Here is a 20,171-nt window from a genome sequence, read left to right as displayed (position 1 = left end):
GACCGGTTACGGCTGCATTGCCGGCATCAGGACTTTTTGCACACGTCATTCATGACCATCGACTGGATGGAATCGGTCCGGACATTTCGGGCAATCGACAACGCGGTAACGCGTATTGATCGCGCATCGAAAAATCCAAAACCCCAATTGAATATTGCATTGAATCGACTCGCGTAGAATGCCCGCAACAATCAACCCGAGCGGGCCACGCTGCCATTCCAGTCGCACCGGCGCAATGCAAAAGCGCCCCGCGGCATCCGCCGACGTCGCCGCGTAATCGGGCCAGGCGCAACCGCGACGATCGTCGACCGACGAAGCCTCCATGAGCAAACCGATCCTGTACCTCCTCGCCGGCAACGGCAGCGCGGCCGACTGGTGGGACGATGCGTTGCCCCACTTCCGGCACTACCGACCCGTGCCGCTGGAACTGCCGGGTTTCGGCGACAATCCCGCGCCGCCGTGCGAAGACCTCGCCGCCTTCGCGCAAGCGCTGCTGGACGCAACCGAGCCGGGCCACGCGATCATCGCGGTCGGCGTGAATGCGCTGCTGGTGCTGCACGCGTTGCAGCGGCGCCCCGGCCACTTCGGCCGCAGCGTGCTGCTCGCGCCCGTCGGCGCGTTCCTGTGGGAACGGCGCCTGCCGAAACTGATGGCGCCGAAACCGCTGCGCAAGACGATTCACTGGCTGCTCGCGCACTACCCGACGCTGTTCGCACGCAAGTTCTCGAACCAGGCCTGGACGGGCGCGCAGTACCGCCGCATGGGCGCCGGTTATGCGCGCTGCCGCGCGTTCCTGCCGCACTGGGATCTCGTGCGCGCCGATACCGCGCTGCCGCTGCTCGAGTGGGTCACCGATCGCATCGAACTCGTGTGGGGCAACCAGGACAACGTGCTCGGCGTGCGCCAGGCCGCCGCGTGGTCGGCGATCCTCGCGCGCGCCGATCTCACCGTCACGCTGCAGGCCGGCTGGGGACACTATCCGTGGATCGATGCGCCGGCAACCTTCGCGCAGTGGCTCGAAGCGGGCGACACGGGCTTCGTCGCGCACACGAAAGGCGGACGCCTGGCGCTGGCCACGATGGCCGGGCTGCCGGTGCCGCCGGCGCTGTCGCTCACCCGCGCCGACGACCCGCGCCTGCCCGGTTTTCTCGCGAGCCAGCCCGATGCCGAGTGGGCGATCCGCTCGTCGAGTCATGGCGAAGACCAGGCCGATGCGGCCAATGCCGGCCTGCACACGACGTTCCTGCGCGTACCGGCGCCGCAGGCGGCCGCGCGCGTGGCCGAGTTGCTCGACGGCGGGCTCGAGGAAGCGGTCGTGCAGCGCTTCGTCGCGCCCGTGCTGTCCGGCATCGCGTTCGTGCGTCATCTCGCGGTCGAAGTCGAATGGGTGCAGGGTCACCTCGAAACGCTCGCCGACGGGCAGGCGAGCCCGCAGCGCGCGATCCTGTCGCGGCTCGGCGAGCCCTGGCGGAGCGGCACGTTCCCGACCGCGCACGGCCTGACCGCGACGCAACTGTGGACCTTCCTGCAACGCGTACTGCGCGCGTTTCATTACGTGCCGGGCGATGTCGAATGGGCGTGGGACGGCACGCAACTGTGGCTGCTGCAGTACCGCCCGATCAGCGACTACGGCTGGCGCCGGCACCTGACCTCGGCCAACATCGCCGAGATCCTGCCGCCGCAGCCGAGCCGGCTGGTCGAGTATGCGCAACGCCGCGCGGCCGGCAGCATCCCGGCCATCATGGCGCGCTGGGATGCACGCGTGCTGCGGGACAACGAACCGTTCACCGCGCTCTATGGCGGCGCGTCGTACATCAACAACGACCTGTTCCTGGCGCGCCTGGCCGACTGGGGCGTATCGGCCGGCAACTACAGCGGCGAAATCGGCGGCGCGACGCCGCCGCTGCGCTGGCGACCGCTGCGCCTGCTGCGTTCGCTGCCGGTGTTCTGGCGCATGCTTCGCGTCGCACGCGGGCACCTGCCGACGCTCGAGCACGGCTTGCGGCGCTTCGACCGGGAACTCGCGACGCTCGTCGAGCAGCGCGCCGACGGCCGGCAACTGGCCGACTGGTTCACGCGCTTCTACGTGTTCGTCGTGCAGGGCAACCTGTGCATCGCCGCATCGCTCGCCAGCAGCGGTGGCGCGCTGTGGGGGCGCCCGCCGACCGTGTATGGCCGGCTCGACGACAGCCCGCACCGCTTGCCGTGGGAAACCGATCCGGGCACCGCACGCCCGGCAGCCACGGACCTGCCGCTGCAGGCGTTTCCCGACTGGCCGCTGCCGGTTCGCGTGCTCCACACGCTCGGCGCGCCGGGCATGCGCGGCTGGTATCTGCAGGTGCGCGAGTGGTATCGCGACAACCTGATGCGCGTGTTCTTCCGCCTGCATCATGCGATGCCGGCCGCCGATCGCGACACGTGGTTCGCGCCCCATCCCGAGCGCCGCGAACGCAACGGCAGCTTCTGGCAGGACGGCAGCGAAGGCACCGACGAGGCGACCGGCTTCATGATCTATCCGGGCGACACGCAGGGCGTGCTCGGCCACGACATCCTGCTGGAAGACACGCTCGACCCGGGCCGGCACGCGCAGTACCAGGCCGCGCGCGCCGTAATCGCGCGGATGGGCGGCCGGCTGTCGCACGGCGCGACGCTGCTGCGCGAACTGCGCAAGCCGTCGGCCGTGCTGCCGCGCGTCGACGCGGCGTGGGTCGGGCGCGAAGTGCGGCTCAGCGACGGCCGGCTGACGCTGGTCGACCAAGCGTAGCGCGCCGCCTGCCGGCGTGTTGAGGGGGTGGCGCCGGACGCACTGGAACAGGCGATTGCGGGGATGGAAGCGCTGTCGCGGAACGGGCTGCGCTACCCGTTCGCGCAGTACGGCATCCAGCAGGACGTGCGCGCGGGAATGGAAGTCAGCTATCCGAAGACGACGTGACGCGTGACGCGTCGCGGCTGACGGAAGCCGGAATCGGCGCTCAGCGCTGCGGCGTACGGACTTTCCCGTCGACCTTCAATATGCGCCGGTCGTGCGCGGCCTCGTATTCGACCGTCTGCGCGGGCGTGACGGCGCCGTACGACCGGCCGTTCACATAGACGGTGCCGTCCCGCAGTTCGACCCGATCGCCGTCGACCGTCGCGGTGGCCCGTTCGCCCTGCAGCACCGCGCCCGAGCAACCGGCGGTCGAAAAGCTGCGGACCGACGTGCCCGACATCGGGGCGTTACCGCCCTGGTCCGCCGCATGCGCCGCGCTGCAGGGCAGCGCATCCATGCTGCCGGCAGCGTGGAGCGTTTCCGCGCCGATGCCGCATCCGGCAAGCAACGCAATCGTCATCGGCAACAGCCTGTTCATGGTGATCTCCGTGGTCCATGGACCTCGATCGACGACGACGCATCCGGTCCGGTCGATGGCCCGCGGTCGCGCATCCGGATCGATGATCGGTCGACACCCCTGCCTGCGGGTCGACTCGATGCGCCCAGTATGCGTCCACGTCACCGCACTTCGCCACCCGCGTCGCTACCGTTCACCGCCCAAAACTGCGGGCTCGTTCGGGCCCCTTGAGCGGCTTCGACGCCGCCCCTCCGAAAGCGACAGTTGGGCCACCGCTTCACCGAAAATCCGCCTTGATGAAGTTGCGACCCGCAACTATTATTGCTTGCGACACGCAACCTTTTCGGGCAAACCCCATGGATCTCATCGACGCTCCCGCCAAGCCTCGCGAAGCGACCATCCTCGAGCTTCGAGACTTTTCCCGCAAACTGGTTCGCGAGCTCGGCTTCATGCGCGCGACGCTGGCCGACAGCGATTGGGCGCCATCGGCCGTTCACGCGATCCTCGAGATCGGGATGGCGCCCGGCATCAACGCCAGGGATCTCGGCAATATCCTGCGGCTGGACAAATCGAACACGAGCCGGCAACTCGCGCGGCTCGAGGCCGCCGGTATCGTCGAGCGCCGCGTGTCGAGCGAGGATGCGCGCGCGACCGAGCTGACCCTCACCGCCGAAGGCAAAAAGCTCCGGAAACGAATCGACCAGTTCGCGACGGATCAGGTGTCGAATGCGCTGCGTCGCATGATTCCGGCCGACCAGCAGGCGCTGCTGCGTTCGCTCGCGCTGTACGCCGATGCGCTCGCGCAAGACAACGCCGCCAAGGCGCCCGCCGCGGCACCCGATGCGCCGCAGATCCGCGAAGGCTACCAGCCGGGCTGCATCGGCGACATCGCGGGCCTGCACGCGCGCTTCCATGCGGAGCACTGGGGGTTCGGCGCCTTTTTCGAAAAGCGCGTGGCGACCGAGCTTGCCGAGTTCGCGGGCGCGCTGCCGGCCGACGGCAAGGCGCTCTGGCTCTGCCAGGAACACGGACGGACGCTCGCGTCGCTCGCGATCGACGGCGACCCGGCGACCGGCGTCGCGCATCTGCGCTGGTTCATCGTGAACGACGCGTTGCGCGGGTCGGGCATCGGGCGCCAGCTCATGACGCAAGCCATGCGCTTCGTCGATGAGCGGGGGTTTCGCGAAACCTACCTGTGGACCTTCAAGGGGCTGGATTCGGCTCGCCATCTGTACGAGTCGTTCGGCTTTACGCTGACCAGCGAGTCCGCGGGCACGCATTGGGGAACCGAGGTGGTCGAGCAGCGTTTCAGTCGGCCTGGGTCAGGACGCTGATTTTCAACGGCGGTTTGCGCTCAGGCTGTGCTTGAGCGCCGGATCGACACCCCAGCCACAGGAAACCCGGCATGGCACAGTCTGCGTTCGTGATCACGGTTCCCGAAGCGGAATCGCTTGTCGCGCCGCTGCGCGAACGTTTCGACGCGAGCGCCGCGCTTGGCGTGCCCGCCCACATCACCGTACTGTTCCCGTTCATGTCCACCGACGACATCACACCGTCCGTGCTCGCCGATGCGCAAGCGTCGTTAAGCACGGTCGCTGCGTTCACGTTCACGCTGGCAGACATCGGACGCTTTCCGCAAAGTACCTATCTGTCGCCGACACCAGCCGAGCCGTTCATCGCGTTGACCGCCGCCCTTGTCGAATGCTTTCCGTCGTTCCCGCCGTACGGAGGCGAGCATCGAAGCGTGATACCCCATCTCACGGTCGCGCATGGCGATGCACGGCATGCGCAAACGGCCGCGGATGAACTCGAAAAACGGATGCGCTCATCGCCACCGCTGCGCGCAACGTGTCGTTCGGTCACCCTGCTTGAGAACGCAAGCGGCCGTTGGAAAGCGTTGCACACGTTTCCACTCCGATCCACGCCGTTATAGGCTGTCGACGCAAAATTCCCGCCCCGCAAACCAGGGCGCCCGGCATGCTCGAACGTCTCGCGGCCATCGCGCTCTGCGCGGCCGTCACCGCACCTGCCGCCGTTGCCGCAAAATCCGGATAATGTTTGCCCCGAACATTTCACATGACCACGGATCGCCTCATGACCCACGGAGTCTCCATCGCCGGCCGCACGCTGGATCGCGCCGAATTGCTGCTGCTCGTCGAAGACTCGCCGACGCCCCTTCATCTGGAGGACTGCGACCTCGAAGGTGCGGACCTGTCGCGCCTCGATTTGCGCGGCGCGCGCTTCGAACGATGCGCGCTCGCGGAAGCATCGTTCGTCGGCGCGACGCTCGCGCAGACATCGTGGATCCGGTGCCGGGGCCGCCAGGCCAGCTTTGCATCGTCGGATCTCGAGGACGCCGTGTTCCAGTCATGCGATCTCAACAATACGAGCTGGCGACGCGGCAAGCTCAGCTCGGCCCGCTTCAAGGAATGCCGTCTGACCGGGGCCGATTTCGAGGAATGCAAGTCGCTCGGCCTCGAATTCGAGAACACGTTGCTGGTCGGCGCGAGCCTGCGGCGCTTTTCGTTCCGGAAGACCCGCCTCGTGGCACTCGATTTCTCGGACGCCGATCTCGCCGGTGCGGACTTTCGCGACGCCGTGTTCGAAGGCGGCAGCCTGCGCAACGCGCATCTGAGCGATGTGAAGTTCGAGGGCGCCGACCTGCGCGACGTGGATCTGAGCGGCACGCCCAAACTGCTCGCGTCCGGAGTCCTCCGCGGGGCGACCGTCTCCTACGACCAGGCAGCCATGCTGATCGAGAATCTCGGGATTCGGGTCGCGTAAAGGTCACGCCGGGTCGCGCAGATACGTTCGCGCCCGGTTCATCGCTGCGCAGCGGCGCAGGTCGCTGGCCGTCGAATATTCTCATCACTTCGAAAGTACGCCGCCCACCCAAGGCAGTCTCACGAGCGCGATACGCACGCCATTGCCCCTTCTCGTCGGCATTCGAATCACTAGGGAAAATCCGGAGACATCCTTACAGCGATTTACCTGATGATTCACAGGAGCGCCATATTTCGGCGATTCCGTTCGATGCCGAGCTTTCAGTTCGCGTCATGAAGCCGCTGCCGCCGCGCGGCAAACGCGGTGACCGAAGCCTGGAGCAGCAGCCGTCGGCGAATCGTCAGGTGTTCAATACTTTCAACAACCCGGTCGAGAGTAATCGTGAGAATCCGTGGCCCGCTGGTGCGGTGGAGACGAGGCGATGCGCGAAACCTGCGCGCCGCGATCTCGTCTCCGGACGACAGTGACGGCTGGCAAAGTCCTCGCCTGCCGCTGTCGATCTACACCATCCTGTCCCGCCGTTCCGTTCGCCGTCACAACGCCGTCGCCGCACGCGCGTACGTCGCGATCCATACCGACGACGTCGCATCGCTGCTGCCGTAGCGCTTCGCCGCCTTTCCCCTTGTCCGTTCGACCCGCGCACCGTGTCGCCTGACCGGTGCGGGGATCGGCTCGCGCTTTTTTTGCGCGACCCGGTTCAAGTTACGACGGACTCCTGATCGTCGTGCGCCGCCATCGCTCGCTCCGAGCGCCGGTTACGCACGCCTGCTCCATCCGATGAACCGTCACGCCACGACCCGCGAAGCGCGGATCGACGCGCGCACCGATATGGAAAACATCATCATGCGAATCCCGATGCCTCGCCGCGCCATTGCAACCGCCGCCGTCCTGTCGGCCGCCGCGTTCGCCGGCGCGAACGCCCACGCGGCCGGCGAACTGAACATCTACAACTGGTCCGACTACATCGCGCCGGACACGATCCCGACCTTCCAGAAGCAGACGGGCCTGCACGTCCGCTACGACAACTACGACAGCGACGACACGCTGCAGGCGAAACTGCTGTCGGGGAATTCCGGCTACGACATCGTCGTGCCGACGTCGAACTACATGGCCAAGCAGATCCAGGCGAGCGTCTACCAGCCGCTCGACAAGTCGAAGCTGCCGAACCTGTCGAACCTCGATCCGCTGCTGATGAAGATGGTCGCCGACGCCGATCCGGGCAACCGGTACGGCGTGCCGTGGGCATACGGCACCGACGGCATCGGCTACAACGTGCAGGCCGTGAAGAAGGCGCTCGGCGACAAGGCACCGGTCGACAGCTGGGCACTGGTGTTCGACCCGGCCAACATGGCGAAGCTGAAGAGCTGCGGCGTGTCGTTCCTCGACCAGGCCGTCGACGTGTTCGCCGCGACGCTGCAGTACATGGGCAAGGATCCGAACAGCACGAACCCGGCCGACTATCGCGCCGCGTACGAGGTGCTCAAGAAGGTGCGCCCGTACATCACGCAGTTCAACTCGTCGGGCTATATCAACGATCTCGCGAACAACGACTTGTGCGTATCGTTCGGCTACTCGGGCGACGTCGGCATCGCGCACCGCCGCGCCGCCGAAGCGAAACGCCCGTACGAGATCCGCTTCGCGAATCCGAAGGAAGGCGGCCTGCTGTGGTTCGACATGATGGTGATCCCGAAGGATGCGCCAAACCGCGACGCCGCACTGAAGTGGATCAACTACCTGCAGGATCCGAAGGTCAACGCGGGCATCACCAACGCGGTGTTCTATCCGACCGCAAACAAGGCCGCGCGCCAGTACGTGAAGCCCGCGATCGCGCGCGACCCGTCGGTGTATCCGGCCGACGACGTGCTGAGCAGGATGACGCTGCTCAAGCCGATGCCGCCCGAGATTCGCCGGCTGCAGAACCGGCTGTGGGCGCAGTTGAAGACCGGGCGCTGAGCGGCGTCCCGCGACGCCGCACCTCCGGCATGCCAGGCCGGAGGCGCGCGCCCGGTCGCGTTCGCATCAGAAGCGGTGAATGATCCCCGCGCCGAATGCGAACTGGTTGCCGGTCGACGACGGCGCCGTGTTGAAGCCGTCGCCCAGCGTCGCGGTCGCGTCGACGATACTGCCCGCACCGCTCGTGCCGAGCGTCTTGCCCTTCGCATGCTGGTACGCTTCGAGCAGGTACAGCCCCGTGCGTTTCGACAGCGAGTAGTACTGCGACAGGTTGAACTGGTGATACTGCGCGCTGTCGGTGATGCCGTTCGATTCCGTCGCACGCGTGTACGCATAACCCGCGCCGACATCCCACACCGCCGACGGCTTCCAGTGCAGCACCGCGCCGGCCGTGTTGAAGATCGCGGTATTGAAGAACTTCGATGCCGCGCCCGGAATGTATTCGGTGTTGGTATACGTCGCCGTCGCATCCCATGCATCGCTGAACCGGTAGCTCAGGCCGACCGCGAACCGCTGCTGCGCCTTCGCGGTCTGGTAACCGTTCGTGACCGCCGAAACGCCGATCTGCGAACCACCGTTCGACGTCGTCGAATTCGCGCCCCACGTGCCGCCGGCCGTGTTCGAGTTGTTCACACGTTCGAACGCGACGCCGGCGCCGAGCGGGCCGGCCGCATACTGAATGCCGGTCGCCCACGTCGAACCCGCGTTCGTGCTGCCGGCCACGCCGCCGAGCGAATAGGAACCGCTCAACGTCACGCCGTACCATTTCGGCGACGTGTACTCGATCGTGTTGTTCGCGCGGTAGATGGTGTCGAGCCCGTCGACGTCGCCCGGGTGTGCGCCGTAGTAGCCGGTGATCCACGTGGTCGGGCTGAACGGCGACATCGTCTGGTAGTACGACGCATATTGCCGGCCTGCTGTCAGCGTGCCGTACGTGGCGTTCGTCAGCCCGACCCAGGCCTGGCGCCCGAAGATCGCATCGGTGTACTGCGCGGCGCCCGTCGCCGAATTGAAGCCCGATTCGAGCGTGAACACCGCCTTCGTGCCGCCGCCGAGATCCTCGCTGCCCTTCAGCCCGAAACGGCTGCCGGCCCAGACGCCCTGGTTCATCCTGACGACCGACTTCCCGCCGCTCGTCGAGCCGACCGTCGTCGCGTTGCTCTGGTAGCCGATGCCGTTGTCGACGATCCCGTACAGCGTGACGCTGCTCTGCGCGAACGCCGGCGCGACGACGGCCATCGCGACGCCGGACGTCAGCGCCGCCCGCAATGCCTGCTTCTTCATCGAACTGTCTCCTTCCTTGCCTGCTTGTGTGAGTGAATTGTCGTGATCGCGGCCGGCCGCCCGCTCAAGGGCGATATGCGCGCCAGCCGTTGCCGCCCGTGCAGACGAGCTGCGAACCCTTGACCTGGCACTGCGCCTCGTAGCCCGGCGAGTACAGCCATTCGCCGGCCCAGTGCAGGTCGACGTACGGGTCGGCCTTCGGTGTATCGGCAACGAAGTTCGCCGCGTCGTCGGTGCTGCCGCTGCCCGTGTAGCGCGCGGTGGCCGGATACGGAAACACCGGGCGCGTGCGCGTCGTGTTGCCGTTCGCATCGACGATCGACGCAACGATCCTGCCCGGCGTCGCACCCGTCTCGGTCCATGCCATCAGCGGCGTGAGGACGTCGAACACGTCCGGCCCCTGCCCGCCGCCGCAGTGCGCGACACCCGGGAACAGGTAGAAGCGTGCGAAGCGGTCGACCTGCGCGTCGCCCATGGTCTTCTTCATCGCTTCGTAATACGCGATGCTCGAACGCGGCGAGATGTGCTGGTCCTCGAGGCCGTGCCACAGCAGCAGCTTGCCGCCGCGGCCGGCGAAGCGGCCGAGGTCCGGATCGGTCGCGGCCAGGTAGTTCGACACCGGCACCGCCTTCGCGAACGCGTCGAGCGTGAACTTCAGGTCGCCGATCGTCGCAGACGGATACGACGCGTTGTAGTAGTCGAGATAGCGCAGGAACGGCAGCACGAAGCCGATCGTGCCGCTCGGCGTCGTGGCGGTCGCCGGCACGAACAGGTTCCAGTTCAGCTCCGAGCCCCATTCGCGCGACACGAGCGGTTCGAGACGCGTGCCGTTCGCGGTCGTCGCGCCGTCGTGAATCCGGCGCACGACGTCGGCTTCCTGCGGGGTCAGGCACGTCGCGGTCGATTGCCCGTTCGCGCACACCAGCGTCGCGGGATCGAACCGGCAGGCGCGCGGGTTGTCGATCACGCCGTCGACCACGCCATCGAGCCCGTCGCACGCGTTCAGCACCGTGGCATGCAGCATTGGCAGCTTGCCGGCGAGCAGGATCGCGTTGCCCGTCTTCGGGTCGGTGTTGACCGCGGCCGGCCATGCGTGATGGAACGTGTTCTGCACGATCAGGTCGTTCGCGGGCGCGCCGGCCGCGATGCCGTCGAAATCGTCGGGGAAGCGCTGCGCTTCCATCAGCGCTTCGCGGCCGCCGTCCGAGCAACCGTCGAAGTACGCATAGCGCGCGGGCCGTGCATAGAACTTGCCGATGATCGCCTTGGCCACCTGCGCGGTTGCATGCTCGGCGCGATACGCGAAGTCGAGCTTCGCCTTCGGGTCGAGCGCCCACGCGCCGTCGTTGCCGCCTTCGTGGCCCATGTCGGTCGCGGCCATCGCGATCGTCCCGTTGGTGACCGGCACGCAGGTCGACGCCATCGGCGCATTGACCGACAGGTTGCCGCACAGTCCGCCGCATCCCGTCTGCAGATAACGTTGCGTCCAGCCCTGCGTCGGCAGTTGCAGTTCGAACAGCGACGCACCCGGGCCGATCGTGCCTTTCACGTCGCACACGGGTGCCGGCAGCGTGTTGTTGCCGACGACCGTGCCCGCAGGCAGCAGCACCGCCGACGTAATCGTGACGGTGCCGTCGGTCACGCCGCTCAGGTCGAGCGCCGCGACGGCCGGACACGACATCGCCGGCATCACCGCCGGAAGATTCGCGAGGCCGCCGGCCGCGCTCGCGGCGCTTGCCGCGTTCGGCCAGCCGGCCAACGCCGCGCACAGCCACACGATGCCGATCGCCAGCATCCGGATCAACGCATCGCGCCGGACACCTGCCGCGCGAGTCCATGCGCGCACGCTCCACCCTGCCCTGCAGTTCGTCTGCATTCCTGTCTCCTGTCGTTCTGGTTGGCATGCCGCATCGCCGTCGAGAGGCGATGCGGCGACTTCACGAAGATCCTGCGATGGATCGGTCGAACCGAGGCGGTACGTCATGCGCCTCTTGGTCAGCATAACTAAGCTCGATGCTCACCCGCGTTGCGAAGAAAGCGGAATCCCATCTGATCCGTTTATCGATTCCGGCATGGCGCTGCGGCTACGCTGCTGTCCGGCGTTACGCCGGCTCCATCCCGCATTCATGCTTGACGCGATCGGCCTGCGGCGACGCCAGATATGCGAGAAACGCCGCGGTAGCCGCGCGATCGTGCGCCGTCCGGCACACCGCGGCGGCAAACACCGTGACCGCCTGAACCGCGTCCGGCAGCATGCCGACGACTTCGATGCCCGGCACATGCATCAGTTCGCTCCACTGCTGGAAACCGAGATCGACGTCGCCGGATGCGATCAACGCGCCGACCGGCACGCCCGGCGGCGCCTGGACGACACGCGATGCGATCGCGTCCGCGATACCCCAGCGCGCGAACAGGTCGTTGAGGTGCGACCCGCTCGGCCCCGTCGAATAGCCGATCCGGCCGGCCTGCAGGATCGCGTCGCGGACACCGGACTCGGTGCCGATATCCGGCCGCGCCGCACCTGCCGCCACCGCAACCGCGATGCCCGAGCGCGCGATCGCCACGCGGCTGTCCGCGTCGACCTGGCCGCCGACCGCGAGCCGCGCGATCGCATCCGACGCAAGCACGACGAAATCGAACGGCTCGCCGGCCTGCACTCGCCGTGCCGCTTCGACACCACCGACGGACGTGACCGACACGCGGCAGCCCGTTTCGTCCGCATAAGCGGTGGCCAGCCGCGCCAGCACCGGCCGCGTCGCCATCGACGAAATGCCGGTGACTGCAGCCGCCGCGCGGCCGGTCTGCGCCATCGTCGCCGCCCGCATCAGTCGATGTAGCGCAGGCCGGCCTGCCGCAGCGGCTCGCGCATGTCGTACATGTCGAGGCCCAGCACGCCCGACGCGAGCTTCGCGCGCTTCGCGGCTTCGTTCGTCTCGCGCGCGATCGCGTTGTCGAGCACGTCGGCAGCACGCGCGGCCGGCACCACGACCACGCCGTCGTCGTCCGCGACGATCACGTCGCCGGGATTGACGAGCGCACCCGCGCACACGACCGGCACGTTCACCGAGCCGAGCGTCGCCTTGATCGTGCCTTTCGCGGAGATCGCCTTGCTCCAGACCGGAAACTGCATCGCTTCGAGCACCGCGACGTCGCGCACGCCCGCATCGATGATCAGCGCCCGCGCACCGCGCGCCTTGAAGCTCGTCGCGAGCAGGTCGCCGAAATAGCCGTCGGTGCAGTCCGCGGTGATCGCCGCGACGACCACGTCGCCCGGCCGGATCTGCTCGGCCGCGACATGCATCATCCAGTTGTCGCCCGGATGCAGCAGCACGGTGACGGCCGTGCCGGACGCGAGCGCACGCGGATAGATCGGCCGCATGTACGGTTTCAGCAGGCCGGTGCGACCCATCGCCTCGTGCACCGTCGCCGAGCCGAGCGCACCGAGCCGCACCGCGACGTCCGGGTCCGCGCGGCGGATCTTGCGGTAAACCACGCCAAGTTCATTCATGCTCACAGCCCCTTCGCTTTCAGTTGCGCATCCAGACGCGGATAGACGCGTCGCGCATTGCCTTCGTAGATCTTGTGCCGCGCGTGCGCATCGAGCGACGACGCTTCGATGTAGCGCTTCGTGTCGTCGTAGTAGTGGCCGGTCTCGGGATCGATCCCGCGCACCGCGCCGATCATCTCGCTCGCGAACAGGATGTTGTCCACCGGAATCACGCCGGTCAGCAGGTCGATGCCGGGCTGGTGATACACGCACGTATCGAAGAACACGTTGTTCAGCAGATGGTCTTTCAGCAGCGGCTTCTTCAGCTCCTGCGCGAGCCCGCGAAACCGCCCCCAGTGATACGGCACCGCGCCGCCGCCGTGCGGAATCACGAAGCGCAGCGTCGGGAAATCGCGGAACAGGTCGGAGGTCAGGCACTGCATGAAGGCCGTCGTATCGGCGTTCAGGTAATGCGCGCCCGTCGTGTGGAAGCACGCGTTGCAGCTCGTGCTCACGTGGATCATCGCGGGAATGTCGTATTCGACCATCTTCTCGTAGACCGGATACCAGTAGCGGTCCGACAGCGGCGGGCTGGTCCAGTGGCCGCCGGAAGGGTCGGGGTTCAGGTTGAGCGCGACATTGCCGTATTCGTCGACGCACCGGACGAGTTCCGGAATGCAGGTCGCGACATCGACGCCCGGGCTCTGCGGCAGCATCGCGGCCGGCACGAAGCGATCGGGGAAAAGCTGGTGCACGCGATGGCACAGCTCGTTGCACACGGCCGCCCACGTGCTCGACACCGCGAAATCGCCGATGTGATGCGCCATGAAGCTCGCGCGCGGGCTGAAGATCGTCAGGTCGAGGCCGCGTTCGCGCATCAGCCGGAGCTGGTTGAGTTCGATCGATTCGCGCAGTTCGTCGTCGCCGATGTTCAGCTCGGAGACTTTCGGCCGCTCCGACGGGCTGTTGATCGCCGCGACCTGGCGATTGCGCCACGCCTCCAGCGCCTTCGGCGCGGTGGTGTAGTGGCCGTGAATATCGATGATCATGCATGCTCCTGCGTGTAAAAACGTGTCCGGCCGCCTGACGACAGCCGCGCCGGCCCGGCGCGGCCCGCTCAGTGCGCCGGGTTTTCCAGTTCCTGCGGTTCGGGCGCGCTCGCGCGCTGCGACGTCATGATCGCGATCGCGGCCAGCGTGGCCGGCACCGCGAGCATCGACAGGATCGCGTCGAACTTCCAGCCGAGCCCGAGCAGCGCGCCGCCGATCGCCGAGCCGAAGATGCTGCCGAAGCGCCCCATCCCGAGCATCCAGCTCACGCCGGTCGCCCGCGCGACGGTCGGGTAGCGACCCGGCGCATACGCGTTCAGCCCTGTCTGCGCGCCGCTCATGCAGAAGCCGGCCGCGAACACCAGCAGCGCGAGCGACGACGACAGCGCACCGGCCCATGCGAGCACGGCCACGCACAGCCCGCCGCCCAGGTACGCGGCGCCGATCACGGGCGCAGGCCGCACCTTGTCCATCAGCCAGCCGACACCGATCGCGCCGATCGTGCCGCCGATCTGGAACATCGCGGTCACGTTCGCGGCCGTGCTGACGGACAGGCCTGCGTCCTTGATCAGCGTCGGCAGCCAGCCCGTCAGCAGGTAGATCACGAGCAGGCCCATGAAATACGTGATCCACAGCGACAGCGTGACGAACCCGTAGCCTTGCGAGAACAGCACGCCGATCGGCTTGCGCGTCGGCAGCGGCGGCTCGTTCGACACGAACGTCTCGTCGCCGGCGAACTGCCCGCCGCACACGCGGTTCAGCAATGCCGCGATACGCTGCGACGGTGCGCCGCGGACGGCCAGCAACCGCGCCGATTCGGGCAGCAGCCACAGTTGCAGCGGAATCAGCAGCAGCGGCAGCGCGCCGCCGAACAGCAGCACCGCGCGCCAGCCGTGCAGCGGAATCAGCCAGCCGGCGACGAAGCCGATCAGCGCCGAGCCGAGGTTGAAGCCCGTGAACATCACGGTGATCATCAGCGCGCGCATCCGCATCGGCGCGTACTCCGACAGCAGCGTCGTCGTGTTCGGCATCGCCGCGCCCAGACCGATGCCCGTCAGCAGCCGCAGCATCGCCATCTCGAACGGCGAGTGCGCGTGCGCGGTCACGATCGTGAACACGCCGAACAGGAACACCGACGCGATCAGCACGCGTTTGCGCCCGAACCGGTCCGCGCTCGGGCCGGCCACCAGCGCGCCGATCACGAGGCCGATCGGCGCCGCGCTCATCACGAGCCCGAACTCGGGCCGCGAGATCGCCCAGTCGTGGATGATCGACGGCGCGACGAAACCCATGATCGCGACGTCCATCCCGTCGGCAATCACGACAAGGCAGCACAGCACGACCAGCAGCCACTGGTAGCGCGTCACCGGCCGGTCGTCGATGAACGACTTGATGTCGACTCTCGTTCCGCTTCCCATCATGTTTCTCCTGTCTCCTTGGCGACGATCCTTCATATTGATTCGTCATCCTGTTTATATGGCTTGATACGGAACCGAACCGGCAGGACGAAGACGCACGATGTCGCGCGCCTTCGTCAGCCGTCAGGTGTTGTCCTGCTGCTGTGCGCCATCCCAGCCGAGCGGCCCCGCGCTCTTGCCCGCGACCGAATACAACGCGCCGGGCGCGTTTCTCGTGCGCTGGAAATCCTCCAGCGATTCGCCGCGCATCGCCGCATAGATGTGCAGGTTCGATACGCCCGTCACCGCGCCGAGCTTTTCCAGCAGGAAGAAGATCACGCCGTAGCGCAGCAGGCCCGGCCAGTCGCGCCGGCGGATCAGGTCGCGCTCCTGCGCGCTGAGGCCGGCCGCGTCGAAGCTCGCTTCGGGGTCGCCCAGGAACCGGGCGCGATGCGCGGGCTCGATCATCCGGTGCAGATAGTCGTTGATCCGGTACGCGTCGACGGCCTTCGCGATCGTGAACGGATAGGTGCCCGGCAGTTGCTCGACGCCGGCCAGTTCGGCCGCGATCCGCTGCCGGTGCCGCTCGGCCGCCGCCGTGTCGAGGTCGGTGTCCGCCGGCTCGTAGACGGCCGTCGCGATGCCCGTCATCGACGGCAGGTAGTAGCTGCGATGCCGGCACACGACGCCGGCCGGCAACGCGCCGCGCATCGTCAGCCACATCACGACCTCGGCTCCTTCGTAACCGCCGAGCGTCGCATATTCGGCGAGCGGCATGCCGGCGAGGCGTTCGGGATCGCGTTCGAGCAGGTCGAGAAAGCGTTCGTCCCATTCGGGATGATTGAAGCCGGAGCGCTCGCCGTGTACCTGGTGCGACAGCCCGCCCGTCGCGACGATCGCGACGCGCAGATCCTCAGGATAGCTTTCGATCGCCCGGCGCAGCGCCTGCCCGAGCCGGTAGAAGCGGCGTGCGGACGGCACCGGCAGCTGCAGCACGCCCATCTGCAGCGGCACGAGCCGCACCGGCCAGTCGGGCCGGTGCGGGCACAGCACCGACAGCGGCGAGAAACAGCCGTGATCGAGCGGCTTGTTCTGGAAGAACGACATGTCGAACTCGTCGGCCATCAGCGACTGGCCGATATGCGCGGCAAACGCCGGATCGCCGGCAATCGGCGGCAGGTCGCGCGCGCCGCCGCCTTCGTCGGCCGGATTCCACTGCGGCCCGACGCCCAGTGCGAACGCCGAATAGTGATCGAAGAAGAACGACGTGACATGGTCGTTGTAGATGAACAGCAGCACGTCCGGGCGCCGGTCGGCGAGCCACGCGGCCAGCGGCGCGAAGTTCTCGAAGATCGGTGCCCATACGGGGTCGTCGCGCTTGTTCTTGTCGAACGCGAACCCGATCGTGGGCGTGTGGGAGGCCGCGATGCCTCCGATAATCCGTGCCATGCCAGTGCTCCTTCGTGATGCTCGAATGCGGTCCGGCCCGCGTGGCCGGCCGCGAAAGATTGAATGCGTGCCGCGTCCGCTGCCTATGCGCGGCCCTGCGGCTGCGGCGCGAGGCTGCGCTTGACGACCAGCGCGAGCGGGACGGCAAAAACGAAGTGCGACATGAACCCGCCGATGATCACGTTCGGATCGAAGTAGTTCGGGTGGTTGTTCGACGCGATCATGATCAGCACGTGCATCACGATCCACGCGACGATCGCGAAGAACAGCGCGACGAAGGTCGCTTCGAAGCCCCGCCGGCGGAACCACGGCCAGATCGCCGCGAACACGATGCCCCACGACAGCGCGAACGCAAAATGAATCGCGGTGCCGATGAAGTACGACCCGATGCCGAGCGCGTCCTGCACGGCCTTGCCGAACACGAGCCCCGTCGCGTTGCGCGGGATGCCGGCGAGCGGCATCAGGTGCTGTGCGCCGACCCAGACCAGCGCCTCGTAGACCCAGATCAGCACCGCGCCCGTCAGGCCGCCGCGAATGCCCGCGCGCACCGTGTCCGCAACGGCGGCCCGTCCCGGCGCTGCGTCAGCCTGCATGCCGCCCACCGGCTTGCCCGCTCCCAACGTGTGCTGTCGTCCCATTGCGCTGCCTCGCTCGTCGAATGGGCGCCTCGTTCGACGGGACGCCCGGGGTGAATCGGACAAACAATGAATCAGATGGCGGCCCGATACGCCGGCAACTGCGCCGTAGCGGCTGCCGGGATCGAAATTACGCATTCGGTAGCGGTGCAAAATAGTCGGGGTAAACCCTGAAATTTCGTCAAAACGGCATGACCGTCAAACGTTCCCGGGCGACGCCATTCACCTGACGGATAGCCGCAAAGCCCGCCGGATATGGCGCTCACGCCCGGCCACGCATCGCTCTGCCAGCGACGCCCGCGATCCGGACGATTCGAGCCCGATAAACAAAACAGATAGGCCGATAAGCACGACGCAAGCTGCTGCGCCGCCGTTCCGGTAAAGTCGGTCGACACCTGCCGCCGGCGCGCTGCACGCCGGCCGGCATGCAATGCGGCCCGTCCGCGCCTGACCGACTCATGGACCACACCGAACTCCCGAACCTCGCCTGCCTGTACGCGGTGCAACGCGTGGCCGACGCCGGCAGCGTGAGCCGCGCGGCCGCGACGCTGTTTCGCGCGCAGTCGGCCGTCACGCGCGCCGTGCAGGAAATCGAAACGGCGCTCGGCGAGCCGCTGTTCGACCGCAAACCGTCGGGCATGCTCGCGACGCCGGTCGGGCGCGCGGTGCTCAAGCGCGGTGAGCGCGTGTTCGCCGAACTCGGCGAGCTGGCGAACTGGTGCGCGCTACGCCAGTCGCGTCGGCGCGCATCGGCCGAAGGCGGGCTGCCCGCCTACCTGCTCAACACGCGACGGCTTCAGTTATTCTCGACGCTCGCGCGGCACCGGCACATGCCGAGCGCGGCACGCACGCTCGGCGTCACGCAGCCGGCCGTCAGCAGCGCGATCCGGATCCTCGAGAGCGGCGCAGGGTTCGCGCTGTTCCATCGCCATCCGCGCGGCCTGCTGCTGACGACCGACGGCGAGACGTTCCTGCTGCATGTGCGGCGCGCGCTGAACGAGTTGCGGCACGTCGCCGACGACGTCGCGGCGCTGCACGGCAGCATCCAGGGCGTCGTGACCGTCGGCGCGCTGCCGCTCGGCCGCACGCTGATGCTGCCCGAAGCCGTCGCGCGCGTCGTCACGCGCTTCCCGAAGGTGCGCGTGATCACCGACGAAAGCGCGTATGAAGCGCTGGTCGCCGGCGTGCGCGCGGGCGACATCGACTTCATCCTCGGCGCGCTGCGCGCCGGCGACCCGACGAGCGACCTCGAGAACGAACGATTGATGTCGGAGAGCCTCGTCGTGCTCGCGCGGCGCGATCATCCGCTCGCCGGCGTGCGCAACCTCGGCATCAAGAGCCTCGCCGGCGCGCAATGGATCCTGCCGCGCAGCCATTCGCCCGCGCGCGGCCTGTTCGACGCGCTGTTCCGCCGCATGAAGCTCAGGCCGCCGATGCCGACGGTCGAGACGGCCGACCTCGCGGTGATCCGCGGCCTGCTGCTGCATACCGACATGCTCGCGGTGCTGTCCGCGCAGCAGCTCCGTTACGAGTGCGATGCGGGGCTGCTGGCCGTCCTCGACGTCGCGCCGATGCGCGAGACGACGCGCGATATCGGCCTGATGACGCGCACCGGCAGCCCGCCGTCGCCGGCCGCGCGCGCGCTGATCGACGCGATCCGCATCGTGGCGACCGAAGTCGCGCGCTCGCCGCACGCGCCCGTCGCGCGATAAAGAAAGCGCATGGCTGTCACGCCATGTTCGCATTGCATGGGCAGCGGAGGTCAATCGACAATTTCCAACGTTGTCCGGTCGGATCGGCATTGATTCGCCAAATCGTCATAAACGACCGGGATACCGTTGCACCGGCCACGTCTGCGCCCCGCGCGGTACGCGCCAACCCACATCTGAAGGAGCGACACGCATGCACGAATCGACGATCGCGTTCATCGGATTCGGCGAGGCCGGCGGCCTGCTCGGCGGCGCACTGGCCGCGCGGAATGTCCGCGTGACGATGTACGACCGGCAGCTCGACGATTCGCGCACCGCGCCCGCAATGCGCGACAAGGCCGCGCGCCTGAACGTGCAGGCCGCGCCGACGCTCGCCGATGCGATCCGCGCTGCGCGGTGGATCGTCTCCGCCGTCACGGCGTCGTCCGATGCCGACGTCGTCGCAGCCGTGGCCGCGTGCATCCGGCCGGGGCAGACCTTCATCGACATCAACTCGGTGTCGCCCGCGATGAAGCAGCATGGCCAGCAGCGGATCGAAGCCGCCGGCGGCCACTATGTCGAATCGGCCGTGATGGCGCCCGTGCCGCCTTACGGGCTCGCGGTGCCGATGCTGCTGGGCGGCCCGCAAGCCGACGCGGTCGCGCTGGAGCTGCATGCGCTCGGCTTCAACGCGCGGGCCGTGTCGGATCGGGTCGGCGTCGCGTCGGCGGCGAAGATGTGCCGCAGCGTGATGATCAAGGGCATCGAGGCACTGACTGTCGAATGCCTGGGCGCCGCCCGCGCGTACGGGGCCGACGCACTCGTGCTCGCGTCATTGCGGCAGACGTTCGACCGGTTCGCGACGTCGCCCGACCTGCCCGGCTACCTGATCAGCCGCGTCGCCGAACATGGTCGCCGCCGCGCGGCGGAGATGCGCGAAGTCTGCGAAACGCTGCGCGAAGCCGGCATTGCGCCGGAGATGAGCGAAGCGTGCGCGCGCGTGCAGGATCGATTCGTCGACACGATGGCCGCGCGCGGGCTCGATTACGACGCGCTGCTGCCGTTCGACTGGGCGCAGGCGCTCGACCGGCTGGACGACCGGCAGCGATAAGAACCCGC

The 20,171-nt window shown here is 67.6% G+C and carries 18 protein-coding genes; 8 read left to right on the top strand and 10 right to left on the bottom strand.

Features of this window, described 5'->3' with window-relative positions; translation table 11 throughout:
* Nucleotides 1-45 precede the first annotated feature (45 nt).
* Entirely contained in the window at nt 46-324 is a 279-nt protein-coding gene (locus LXM88_RS01290) for a hypothetical protein (RefSeq protein WP_262531317.1), read from the bottom strand.
* On the opposite strand from LXM88_RS01290, the gene LXM88_RS01285 reads away from it, so the two are divergent.
* A complete protein-coding gene (locus LXM88_RS01285) occupies nt 323-2,764 on the top strand; it encodes a PEP-utilizing enzyme (protein ID WP_262531315.1) in 2,442 nt (813 codons plus the stop codon). The genes LXM88_RS01290 and LXM88_RS01285 overlap by 2 nt on opposite strands.
* Nucleotides 2,765-2,972: 208 nt before the next feature.
* Here the strand turns inward: LXM88_RS01285 and LXM88_RS01280 are convergent, their stop codons facing one another.
* Nucleotides 2,973-3,347 carry a S26 family signal peptidase gene (locus LXM88_RS01280; protein WP_262531314.1) on the bottom strand — a complete coding sequence of 125 codons (375 nt, stop codon included), beginning with the start codon at nt 3,345-3,347 and terminating at the stop codon, nt 2,973-2,975.
* Nucleotides 3,348-3,682: 335 nt separating this feature from the next.
* On the opposite strand from LXM88_RS01280, the gene LXM88_RS01275 reads away from it, so the two are divergent.
* From LXM88_RS01275 to LXM88_RS01255, 5 genes are all read left to right on the top strand, one after another.
* Entirely contained in the window at nt 3,683-4,660 is a 978-nt protein-coding gene (locus LXM88_RS01275; protein ID WP_262531614.1) for a bifunctional helix-turn-helix transcriptional regulator/GNAT family N-acetyltransferase, read from the top strand.
* 71 nt (nt 4,661-4,731) lie between these two features.
* Nucleotides 4,732-5,259 (top strand): 2'-5' RNA ligase family protein, encoded by a 528-nt coding sequence (locus LXM88_RS01270; RefSeq protein ID WP_262531312.1) that lies wholly within the window; start codon nt 4,732-4,734, stop codon nt 5,257-5,259.
* Between the two features lie 161 nt (nt 5,260-5,420).
* Nucleotides 5,421-6,110 carry a pentapeptide repeat-containing protein gene (locus tag LXM88_RS01265; protein ID WP_262531310.1) on the top strand — a complete coding sequence of 230 codons (690 nt, stop codon included), beginning with the start codon at nt 5,421-5,423 and terminating at the stop codon, nt 6,108-6,110.
* Between the two features lie 381 nt (nt 6,111-6,491).
* Nucleotides 6,492-6,713 (top strand): hypothetical protein, encoded by a 222-nt coding sequence (locus LXM88_RS01260; RefSeq protein WP_262531309.1) that lies wholly within the window; start codon nt 6,492-6,494, stop codon nt 6,711-6,713.
* A gap of 240 nt (nt 6,714-6,953) precedes the next feature.
* Complete coding sequence (locus tag LXM88_RS01255) at nt 6,954-8,063, top strand: polyamine ABC transporter substrate-binding protein (protein WP_262531308.1); 1,110 nt, start codon at nt 6,954-6,956, stop codon at nt 8,061-8,063.
* Between the two features lie 66 nt (nt 8,064-8,129).
* Here the strand turns inward: LXM88_RS01255 and LXM88_RS01250 are convergent, their stop codons facing one another.
* The 8 genes from LXM88_RS01250 to LXM88_RS01215 form a co-directional block, all read right to left on the bottom strand.
* A complete protein-coding gene (locus LXM88_RS01250; RefSeq protein ID WP_262531307.1) occupies nt 8,130-9,347 on the bottom strand; it encodes a porin in 1,218 nt (405 codons plus the stop codon).
* Nucleotides 9,348-9,411: 64 nt separating this feature from the next.
* Nucleotides 9,412-11,223, bottom strand: a complete 1,812-nt coding sequence (locus LXM88_RS01245) for a tannase/feruloyl esterase family alpha/beta hydrolase (RefSeq protein WP_262531306.1) — start codon at nt 11,221-11,223, stop codon at nt 9,412-9,414.
* Nucleotides 11,224-11,449: 226 nt separating this feature from the next.
* Nucleotides 11,450-12,157 (bottom strand): substrate-binding domain-containing protein, encoded by a 708-nt coding sequence (locus tag LXM88_RS01240; RefSeq protein ID WP_262531305.1) that lies wholly within the window; start codon nt 12,155-12,157, stop codon nt 11,450-11,452.
* 14 nt (nt 12,158-12,171) lie between these two features.
* Nucleotides 12,172-12,855 (bottom strand): 4-carboxy-4-hydroxy-2-oxoadipate aldolase/oxaloacetate decarboxylase, encoded by a 684-nt coding sequence (ligK, locus tag LXM88_RS01235; protein ID WP_262531303.1) that lies wholly within the window; start codon nt 12,853-12,855, stop codon nt 12,172-12,174.
* A 2-nt stretch (nt 12,856-12,857) separates the two neighbouring features.
* Nucleotides 12,858-13,883: an amidohydrolase family protein gene (locus LXM88_RS01230; RefSeq protein WP_174378031.1), complete on the bottom strand. Its 1,026-nt coding sequence runs from the start codon at nt 13,881-13,883 to the stop codon at nt 12,858-12,860.
* A gap of 68 nt (nt 13,884-13,951) precedes the next feature.
* Nucleotides 13,952-15,301 carry an MFS transporter gene (locus tag LXM88_RS01225; RefSeq protein WP_262531613.1) on the bottom strand — a complete coding sequence of 450 codons (1,350 nt, stop codon included), beginning with the start codon at nt 15,299-15,301 and terminating at the stop codon, nt 13,952-13,954.
* A 123-nt stretch (nt 15,302-15,424) separates the two neighbouring features.
* Nucleotides 15,425-16,729 carry a gallate dioxygenase gene (locus tag LXM88_RS01220; RefSeq protein ID WP_262531301.1) on the bottom strand — a complete coding sequence of 435 codons (1,305 nt, stop codon included), beginning with the start codon at nt 16,727-16,729 and terminating at the stop codon, nt 15,425-15,427.
* Nucleotides 16,730-16,812: 83 nt separating this feature from the next.
* The gene (locus tag LXM88_RS01215) at nt 16,813-17,367 is read right to left on the bottom strand and encodes a hypothetical protein (RefSeq protein ID WP_262531300.1); all 555 of its coding nucleotides are present in this window, start codon (nt 17,365-17,367) and stop codon (nt 16,813-16,815) included.
* Nucleotides 17,368-17,822: 455 nt separating this feature from the next.
* Here LXM88_RS01215 and LXM88_RS01210 point away from each other — a divergent pair, with 455 nt between their 5' ends.
* Nucleotides 17,823-19,076: a LysR family transcriptional regulator gene (locus LXM88_RS01210; protein WP_262531299.1), complete on the top strand. Its 1,254-nt coding sequence runs from the start codon at nt 17,823-17,825 to the stop codon at nt 19,074-19,076.
* Between the two features lie 190 nt (nt 19,077-19,266).
* Entirely contained in the window at nt 19,267-20,163 is an 897-nt protein-coding gene (locus LXM88_RS01205; protein ID WP_262531297.1) for an NAD(P)-dependent oxidoreductase, read from the top strand.
* Nucleotides 20,164-20,171 lie beyond the last annotated feature (8 nt).

Source organism: Burkholderia sp. S-53, from assembly GCF_025560745.1.
GTDB lineage: Bacteria > Pseudomonadota > Gammaproteobacteria > Burkholderiales > Burkholderiaceae > Burkholderia > Burkholderia pyrrocinia.
The sequence above is the reverse complement of the archived record's forward strand: the minus strand, read 5'-3'. Positions and strand labels throughout refer to the sequence as shown.